2 protein-coding genes and 1 pseudogene are annotated in these 10675 nt (G+C 35.9%); 1 reads left to right on the top strand and 2 read right to left on the bottom strand.

Annotated elements, in window-relative coordinates:
- Positions 1 to 29: 29 nt before the first annotated feature.
- A complete protein-coding gene (locus ACIPNH_RS01185; RefSeq protein WP_400771122.1) occupies positions 30 to 8543 on the top strand; it encodes a DNA-directed RNA polymerase subunit beta/beta' in 8514 nt (2837 codons plus the stop codon).
- Between the two features lie 6 nt (positions 8544 to 8549).
- Here the strand turns inward: ACIPNH_RS01185 and dusB are convergent, their stop codons facing one another.
- Positions 8550 to 9512: a tRNA dihydrouridine synthase DusB gene (dusB, locus tag ACIPNH_RS01190; RefSeq protein ID WP_012673040.1), complete on the bottom strand. Its 963-nt coding sequence runs from the start codon at positions 9510 to 9512 to the stop codon at positions 8550 to 8552.
- 5 nt (positions 9513 to 9517) lie between these two features.
- Positions 9518 to 10675 (bottom strand): annotated as a pseudogene (locus ACIPNH_RS01195) (Ulp1 family isopeptidase); the annotation flags it as partial.

Below are 10675 nucleotides of genomic sequence, written 5' to 3' on the forward strand. Positions count from 1 at the left end.
AGCTCTTTTAATTAGTTTGGGGTATTTTAATGGTTGATTCTTCTTATATGTACGCTTCTGGTGCTTTTGTTCCTAGAGTTTCTTATTCTAGGTCGATTGATTTAAAAGATTCTTTATTGGATTTGGTTAAGGTTCAAAAAGAATCATATGATTCTTTTACTCCTAAGAATAAGGGTAATGAAAGACTTGAAGTTATCTTTCATACAATCTTTCCAATAAATGATCCTTTGCGTAGGGCTACTATTGAGTTTATAAGTTGTAGGGTAGATGATCCTAAGTATGATGAATCTGAGTGTATAAAGCGTGGTGTAACTTTTTCTGCTCAGGTTATTGCTTCTATACGTCTTGTTGTTATGCAGGATGGTATTTCTCTTGATGAATATAAATCAATTAAAGAGAGTGGAGATCATTCTAAACTTGCAACCGTTGTAAAATCTATAGAAGAGCAGAAAGTCCACTTTTGTGGGTTGCCTATGATGACTGATAAGGGCACTTTCATCATTAATGGTGTGGAAAAAGTTATCGTCTCACAAATGCATAGGTCTCCTGGTGTATTTTTTGATAGCGATAAGGGGAAAACTTACAATTCTGGTAAATTGATCTATTCTGCTAGAATTATTCCTTATAGGGGTTCTTGGCTTGATATTGAATTTGATGTTAAAGACCATTTGTATTTTCGTGTTGATAGAAAAAGAAAATTGCCAATTTCAGTTTTATTAAAGGCGTTGGGTCTATCAAATAATGATATACTCGATAGATTTTATGAGAAAATAAAGTATGTAAAACATAAAGATGGTTGGAAAGTGCCTTTTGTTCCTGATAAATTTAAAGGAGTGAGGCTGCCTTTCGACTTAATGGATATTGAAGGTAATGTGCTGCTTAAAGCTAACGTTCGTATTACCTCAAGACTAGCTAAAAAGCTATATGATAATGAATTGAAAGAGTATCTGGTTCCTTTTAATTCTATATGTGGTTTATTCCTCGCAGAAGATTTAATGGATAGTGCTAGCTCTACGAAAATTTTATCTGCCGGTGAATCTATAAAGCTGGAAGACATAAAGAAGCTTGAGTTATTATCTGTAGATGAAATATCAGTGTTGAACATAGATAATTTGTTTGTTGGACCTTATATATTAAATACGCTTTTCTTAGATGAAAACATGTCTTATCAGGATGCACTATATGAAATATATAGAGTTTTGCGTCCTGGTGAAGTTCCTGTTTTAGAGATAGTAGAAGAGTTTTTCCGTAATCTTTTCTTCAGTCCGGAATATTATGATTTGTCTAACATTGGTAGGTTGAAGCTTAACTCTTACCTTGGATTAAATTATGATGAGGATTTAACTATTTTAACGCATGAAGATATTATTGAAATTGTGAAAAAAATAGTATTGTTACGTGACGGTCAAGGATCTGTAGATGATATTGATCATTTAGGAAACAGAAGAGTAAGATCAGTTGGAGAGTTTATAGAAAATCAATTTAGAACTGGGTTGTTGAAATTGGAACGCGCAATAGTTGATTCTATGTCCACTTCTAGTTTAGATAAAGTTTCTCCATCTGATTTTATTAATCCAAAAGTGTTAACTAATGTCTTAAGAGATTTCTTCAATTCTTCTCAATTATCTCAATTTATGGATCAGACTAATCCGTTATCTGAAATAACACATAAAAGAAGGTTATCCGCGTTAGGTCCTGGCGGTTTAACAAGAGAACGGGCAGGATTTGAGGTGCGTGATGTTCATCCAACTCATTATGGAAGAATTTGCCCTATTGAGACTCCTGAAGGGCAAAATATAGGGTTAATCAACAGCTTAGCTATATACGCGCGTATTAATAAATATGGTTTCATTGAAAGCCCTTATAGAAAAGTAGTCAATAGGGTTGTTACTGATCAAATTGAGTATCTTTCTGCTATAGACGAAGGCTCACATCATATAGCTGACACTAGCGTAAAGCTTGATGAAAATAATTGCTTTGTTGATGACATGCTATACTGTAGATATGCTGGTAGCTTCGTCATGGTAAGTAGCGACCAAGTTAGTTACATTGACGTATCTCCTAAGCAGGTAATATCAGTTGCAGCTTCCTTGATTCCATTTTTAGAAAATGATGATGCTAATAGAGCATTAATGGGCTCAAATATGCAACGTCAGGCCGTACCTTTATTGAAGCCTACCGCTCCTCTGGTTGCTACTGGTATGGAGTCTTTTGTAGCTTCTGGCTCTGGTGCTGTAGTTTTAGCAAAACGCGATGGCATAGTTGATAGTTCTGATAATAACTCTATAGTTATACGTGCTTTTGATAAAGAAAGGGTTAACTACTTGGACGTAGATATTTATCATCTAAGGAAATTTCAGCGTTCTAACCATAATACTTGTATTAATCAAAGACCGCTAGTGTGCGTAGGTGATTATGTTAAAAAGGGTGATGTAATAGCTGATGGTCCTGCAATTAACAGTGGTGAGTTGGCGCTTGGTAAAAATTTGCTAGTCGCTTTTATGTCTTGGCAAGGTTATAATTTTGAAGACTCTATTATTATTTCTAGTGAAGTTGTTAAAAAAGATCTCTTTACTTCTATTCATATAGAAGAATTTGACTGTGTTGTACATGATACCCCTTTAGGATCAGAAAAAATAACTCGTGCTATACCTGGTGTTAATGAAGAAAATCTATATCACTTGGATGATAGTGGTATAGTGAAAATTGGTACAAGAGTTGGTCCAGGCTATATTCTGGTAGGTAAAGTTACACCTAAACCTTCTCTTTCATTGCCTCCTGAAACGAAGTTATTAATGACAATTTTTGGTGAAAAGTCATTCGATTGTGCGGATTCCTCTTTATATACATCTCCAGATGTTGAAGGGACAGTAATTGATGTACAAGTCTTTACACGCAGGGGGGTTGAAGAAAATGAAAGGGCATTACTCATCAAACAAAAAGAGATAAATGACTTTGAGGAAGAGCGAGATTATATAATCAATGTTACTAGTGAATATTTCTATGATGAACTGAAGAAACTTCTTATTAATTCTGGTTCTCAAGATCGAGAAAAATTTGACTCTATTGAACGTGAGCAATGGTGGGGTATAGGATTAAAAAACCAATCCATTTCTGAGCAAGTTAAGAGCTTAAAAAAAGATTTTGATGAAAAAGTATCACATGCAATAGCACAGTTTAAGCGAAAAGTAGAAAAATTACATGAAGGTTATGACCTGCCTCAAGGTGTGTCGATGTCAGTAAAAGTTTTCATTGCTGTGAAACATAGTCTGCAACCAGGGGATAAAATGGCTGGTAGACATGGAAATAAAGGTGTGATTTCTCGAGTTGTGCCAGTGGAAGATATGCCTTATTTGGAAGATGGTACTCCTGTTGATATTATTCTTAACCCTCTTGGTGTTCCTTCACGAATGAATGTAGGGCAAATACTGGAAACGCATGTAGGTTGGGCTTGTAGAAAATTAGGGGAAAAGGTAAGTAATATTCTCGATGAGATCAATAAGATCAAAAGTGCTTTTTGCAAGGGAATTAGGTCCCTTAACGATGATAATTTTACACAATTTGCAGTAGCATACCTTGATAATAAAAAAATTGAAAATATTGATGATGATGAAATAACGGCTTCTGTTTTAAATACACCTAATAAGAATGCACTAAATGACGAGTTGAATGAGTTAGTAGAGAACTATTTGAACTCTTGTAAAAGTTCATACAGCAATTTACGTAACTTCCTGATTGAGGTTTATAGCTATGGCAGTAACGTATCTATCTGTAATGATATTCGTAATATTAGTGATAATAATCTCATTGAATTTGCACGCAAATTACGTGATGGTGTTCCTGTTGCTGCACCTGTATTTGAGGGTCCAAAAGATGAACAAATAGCAAAATTATTTGAACTTGCTGGTTTAGATAACTCTGGACAAGCTGTATTATATGACGGTTGCAGTGGTGAAAAATTCGACCGCAAGGTTACAGTTGGTTACATGTACATGCTTAAGTTGCACCACTTGGTTGATGGTAAAATTCATGCGCGTTCAGTAGGGCCTTATAGTTTGGTTACTCAACAACCTCTTGGAGGAAAATCTCATTTTGGTGGTCAGCGTTTTGGTGAAATGGAATGTTGGGCATTACAAGCCTATGGTGCTGCTTATACTTTGCAGGAAATGTTAACTGTGAAGTCTGATGATATTAATGGTAGAGTTAAGATTTATGAATCGATAATAAAAGGTGACAGTAATTTTGAATGTGGAATTCCTGAATCCTTTAATGTGATGATAAAAGAACTACGTTCTTTATGTTTAAATGTAGATTTAAAGCAAAATGATGTAGTGATTGAAGATATATCTCACACTAACATTGCACAACCTTTTAATGAGGTTAGCATATCGATTGCTAGCCCTGAAAGTATTAAACGTATATCTTGTGGTGAGATAGAAGATGTTTCAACTGCAAATTATCGTACGTTCAAAGTTGAGAAAGGTGGATTATTTTGCCCTAAGGTTTTTGGCCCTGTCAATGACGATGAATGTTTATGTGGAAAATACAAAAAAAGAAGACACAGAGGTCGCATATGCGAAAAATGCGGAGTAGAAGTTACATCTTCTAAAGTAAGAAGAGAAAGGATGGGTCATATAGAGCTTGCATCTCCTGTTGCTCATATATGGTTTTTGAAATCGCTTCCTTCAAGAATTGGAGCATTATTGGATATGTCTCTCAGAGATATTGAGAATATTTTATATAGCGATAATTATATCGTAATAGATCCTCTTGTTTCGCCTTTTGAAAAAGGTGAGATTATTAGTGAAAAAGCTTATAATGAAGCTAAAGATAGCTATGGGATCGATAGTTTTGTAGCTATGCAAGGTGTTGAAGCTATAAGAGAGTTGCTAACGCGCCTTGATTTACATGAAATTAGGAAGGATTTAAGACTAGAATTAGAATCTGTTGCTTCTGAGATAAGAAGAAAGAAAATTATAAAGAGATTGCGTATTGTTGAAAACTTCATTAAATCTGGAAATAGGCCTGAGTGGATGATACTTACAACTATACCTATTTTACCACCTGATTTGCGTCCTTTGGTATCGCTTGAGAGTGGTCGTCCTGCAGTTTCTGATCTGAATCATCATTATAGGACTATTATTAATAGAAATAACAGGTTGAGGAAATTGTTGAGCTTAAATCCTCCTGAGATTATGATTCGTAATGAAAAAAGGATGTTACAAGAAGCAGTTGATTCTCTTTTTGATAATAGTCGTCGTAATACTTTGGTAAATAAAGCTGGTGCTGTTGGATATAAAAAGTCCATTAGTGATATGTTAAAAGGAAAACAGGGTCGTTTTCGCCAGAACCTCTTAGGAAAAAGGGTAGACTACTCTGGACGTTCTGTAATAGTTGTTGGTCCAACTTTGAAACTAAATCAGTGTGGATTACCAAAAAGAATGGCTCTTGAACTATTCAAACCTTTTGTTTACTCAAAGCTTAAGATGTATGGTATGGCTCCAACTATTAAGTTTGCTAGTAAGTTGATAAGAGCAGAAAAACCAGAAGTTTGGGATATGCTTGAAGAGGTAATAAAAGAGCATCCTGTTTTGTTGAATAGAGCGCCTACGCTACATAGACTTGGTATTCAGGCTTTTGAGCCAATCCTTATTGAAGGCAAAGCAATACAGCTTCATCCGCTTGTCTGTACGGCGTTTAATGCTGATTTTGATGGTGATCAAATGGCAGTGCATGTGCCAATTTCATTGGAAGCTCAGCTTGAAGCTAGGGTGTTGATGATGTCCACTAATAACGTTTTAAGTCCTTCTAATGGCAGACCGATTATAGTTCCTAGTAAAGATATAGTACTTGGTATATATTATCTGACTTTACAAGAACCTAAGGAAGATAATTTACCATCTTTTGGTGCTTTTTGTGAAGTTGAGCATTCCTTGAGTGATGGTACTTTACATATTCATTCTAGTATAAAGTATAGGATGGAGTATATTAATAGCAGCGGTGAAACTCACTATAAAACTGTTTGTACAACTCCTGGCCGTTTAATATTATGGCAAATTTTTCCTAAGCATGAGAATCTAGGCTTCGATCTAATAAATCAGATATTAACAGTCAAGGAAATAACTGGTATAGTTGATTTGGTATATCGTAACTGTGGTCAAAGTGCTACAGTGGCATTTTCTGATAAATTAATGGTACTTGGCTTTGAGTATGCCACATTTTCTGGTGTCTCTTTTGGTCGTTGTGATATGGTTATACCTGAAACTAAAGCTACACATGTTGATCACGCGAGGGGTGAAATTAAGAAATTCTCTATGCAATATCAAGATGGGCTAATAACTAGAAGTGAGAGGTATAACAAGGTTATAGATGAATGGTCTAAGTGTACGGATATGATAGCTAATGATATGTTAAAAGCAATATCTATATATGATGGAAATAGTAAGTACAACTCAGTGTATATGATGGTTAACTCTGGTGCAAGGGGTTCTACTTCACAGATGAAACAGCTAGCAGGAATGCGAGGGCTCATGACCAAACCTTCTGGTGAGATTATAGAAACACCTATAATTTCTAATTTCCGTGAAGGATTGAACGTATTTGAATACTTTAATTCTACTCACGGTGCGCGTAAAGGTTTAGCTGACACTGCACTTAAAACTGCAAACTCTGGATACTTAACTCGTCGTTTAGTTGATGTATCTCAAAATTGCATAGTTACAAAGCATGACTGTAAAACAAAAAATGGTCTTGTTGTGAGAGCTACAGTTGAAGGAAGTACTATAGTGGCATCTCTAGAGAGTGTTGTGCTGGGTAGAACAGCTGCAAATGATATATATAACCCAGTGACAAAAGAATTATTAGTAAAAGCAGGGGAATTAATTGATGAGGATAAAGTAAAGCAAATCAGCATTGCAGGTCTTGATGTTGTAAAAATTAGATCGCCTTTAACTTGTGAAATAAGTCCTGGTGTATGTTCTTTATGTTATGGAAGAGACCTTGCAACTGGTAAAATTGTTTCAATAGGTGAAGCAGTTGGTGTTATAGCTGCTCAATCTGTTGGAGAGCCAGGTACTCAGTTAACGATGCGTACTTTTCATATAGGTGGAGTAATGACTAGAGGCGTTGAATCCTCGAATATTATAGCTTCTATTAATGCTAAAATAAAGTTAAACAATAGTAATATAATTATAGATAGAAACGGAAATAAAATTGTGATAAGCCGTTCCTGTGAAGTCGTGTTGATTGATAGCCTTGGTAGTGAGAAGTTGAAGCACAATGTACCTTACGGCGCTAAGCTTTATGTAGATGAGAGTGGGTCAGTAAAAATTGGCGATAAAGTTGCGGAATGGGATCCTTATACATTGCCTATTATCACGGAGAAGACTGGTACAGTGTCTTATCAGGACTTAAAAGATGGAATTTCGATCACTGAAGTGATGGATGAATCTACAGGAATATCAAGCAAAGTAGTAAAAGACTGGAAATTGCATTCTGGTGGAGCTAATTTACGTCCTCGTATTGTGCTGCTTGACGATAATGGTAAAGTAATGACACTCGCAAGTGGCGTTGAAGTATGTTATTTTATACCAATCGGTGCAGTGCTCAATGTACAAGATGGCCAGAAGGTTCATGCAGGTGATGTTATTACAAGAACACCAAGAGAGTCAGTTAAAACTCGTGATATTACTGGTGGTTTACCGAGGGTTATAGAGTTATTTGAAGCACGTCGTCCTAAAGAGCATGCTATTGTTAGTGAGATAGATGGCTATGTAGCGTTTTTTGAAAAAGACCGTAGAGGAAAACGCAGTATATTAATTAAACCTGTAGATGAACAAATTTCTCCAGTTGAATATTTGGTATCAAGAAGTAAGCATGTAATAGTCAATGAAGGTGATTTTGTACGTAAAGGTGATCTATTGATGGATGGTGACCCTGATCTCCATGATATTTTACGTGTGCTTGGGTTAGAAGCTTTAGCGCACTATATGATTTCTGAAATACAGCAAGTTTATAGATTGCAGGGTGTTCGTATAGACAATAAGCATTTAGAGGTGATCTTAAAACAAATGCTACAAAAAGTGGAAATTACTGATCCTGGTGATACTATGTACTTGGTTGGCGAAAGCATTGACAAGCTGGAAGTTGATAGGGAAAATGATGCTATGAGTAACTCTGGCAAACGGTCTACTCATTATCTTCCTATTCTGCAGGGGATTACTAGGGCAAGTCTTGAAACTAGCTCCTTTATTTCTGCTGCCTCTTTCCAAGAGACAACAAAAGTACTTACAGAAGCAGCATTCTGCGGGAAGAGTGATCCTTTAAGTGGATTAAAAGAAAATGTTATAGTAGGAAGATTAATTCCTGCTGGTACAGGTTTGATTATGAATAAGATCAGAGCACTTTCACTTTGTGATAATGTGGATAAATATGAAAAATATTTTGATATTGAAACTTATGACGAGGAATGGTTGATGGATAATGGTTGTCATTTACACTCTGGTGAGGAAGAGAGCGTAGTGGCATACGATCAGTCGAATTGAGTACAGCTAGTGTGTCTCTTGACCAAAAAAGCCAATAATATTTTCTTTCACTTCTGTGCTATCTGTCATGTTATTTACTCTCACACGAAATTCAGATGAGCCTTGAAGCCCGCTACTGTACCAACCTATGTGTTTGCGGGCCATCTTTATTCCTGTGTCATTTCCATAGTACTCAAGAATATTGTCGTAATGCTCGAGTATGATGCTTAATCTCTCTGAAGCTGTTGGCTCAGAAGTTTCACTTCCACTGAGAAAGTTCATTGCTTGATTAATCAGCCAAGGTTTACCGTAGGCACCACGACCTATCATCACTCCGTCTGCTCCAGATTCTTTGAGAGCATTCTGAATATCATTTAAATTTTTAATATCGCCATTTACTATAACTGGAATTTTCACTTGCTCTTTAACATTTCTAACGAATTTCCAATCTGCTTGACCATTATAAAGCTGCGCTCTTGTTCTTCCATGCACAGTGATCATTTTTGCTCCTAAGTCTTCGGCAATTTTCGCAAGTCTCGGGGCATTGCGATTTTCATCGTTCCATCCAGTGCGCATTTTCACCGTAACTGGCATATTCACTGCTTTGACCACAGCTTCAATTATCTCAGCGGCTTTTTTCTCATCACGCATTAGCGCTGATCCTGCATAACCGTTTACAACTTTTTTAACAGGGCAACCAAAGTTTATGTCTATAATTTTTGCTCCCATGTCCTCGTTTAATTTTGCAGCCTCCGCCATAACATCTGGCTCACACCCAGCAAGCTGCACAGCAGTTAATGCATCGACTTTTGCTTTTTGCAAACTCTGGCGAGTTTGCATAATCATAGCTCTGCTTGCGATCATCTCTGAAACTAACAAACTTGCACCAAGTTTCTTCACAATACTTCTAAACGGATAATCAGTCACTCCAGACATTGGAGCTAAAATAACTGGAGAATCAATTGTCAAATTTCCTACTTGTAGGGACATATATTCTATGTGTTCAAACCTAGCGCATTTACACATACTGTTACAACACTTTGTATAGCCGAACTTACTTTTTCCATAAGAGAAGGCTCTACCTCTACTATCTCAGCTCTCTCATAATGACCAGGTGCCAAGTATACCGTTTCTTGTTCTTTATTTCCCCATAGCTCGTTGTTCTGCTGATAACCTTCATTTATCATTCCCGCATTTGGCAGAAACAATGTATTTACATCATTACCATTATTTTTATAGTAGACGTCAATTTCAATATTAGCCAGCGAAGCTAAGATAGAAATTTCTTCTATGAAAACATGGTAACTTTGGCTGCTGATTGCCTCTAGATAAGATCTATAAATGGATTTGCCATTGAGAAAAGAATTTGCTGCAGTATCACTATTATAATTTCTATCATATTTTCTTTCACTAATATTGAGATTACTAGCACTAATGCTTCTTAAATCACCTATAACTTCATTTTCTTTTAATGTTGTAAGACAACATAACTTTTTTATTAATTTATTAGTCTTTTTTTTGATCTTCTCTACCCGTCTGTTTGTATGCTGAACCAAATCTTTTATTGAGTCCGACATACCAATCAAATGATTTGGATTTTCTAAGAATGCACCAAAAACTTTCTGCATCTGTCCCTTCAATAACTCAGGCATCCTTGGATCATTCAAAGAGTTAAATTGACTTAAAAATTTGTGCCATTCCATTCTCATATCTTGTGCTTTTTCAGTTTTATATTGACCAGAGCTATTATCACCAAATACCGCATGGAAAAAGCAGTTGCCATCACCTGTAGTATTATATTGAACAATTTTTGTTTGCTTACTTTCTACTGAATCTAAACTTACTCCGCTATCTTTACGACTTATATTTCCTGGACTACCTAATACAGGGCTTGGCGTGTCAGCCCTGCTTTGTTCATCCTTTTTCAACGCTTTTGCAAATTCTTTTCTCTTCTCTATTAATTGCTCTGAACTAAGTTCATATTTTAGCTGATCATCAATTTCATCAAACGATTTGCCTGCTTTCAGCATATCTGTAATTTTCTTAGCATTCTCTAAGGCAAATATTCCACAATTATACTTATCATCTTGTTGTTTAGCTTTTGAGTTTTTAATACTACTATTGTCTATTCCTAGAGTTTTCTGTAGCGCACT

It is taken from the genome of Wolbachia endosymbiont of Drosophila barbarae (assembly GCF_044752445.1).
In the GTDB taxonomy this organism is placed as follows: Bacteria; Pseudomonadota; Alphaproteobacteria; order Rickettsiales; family Anaplasmataceae; genus Wolbachia; species Wolbachia pipientis.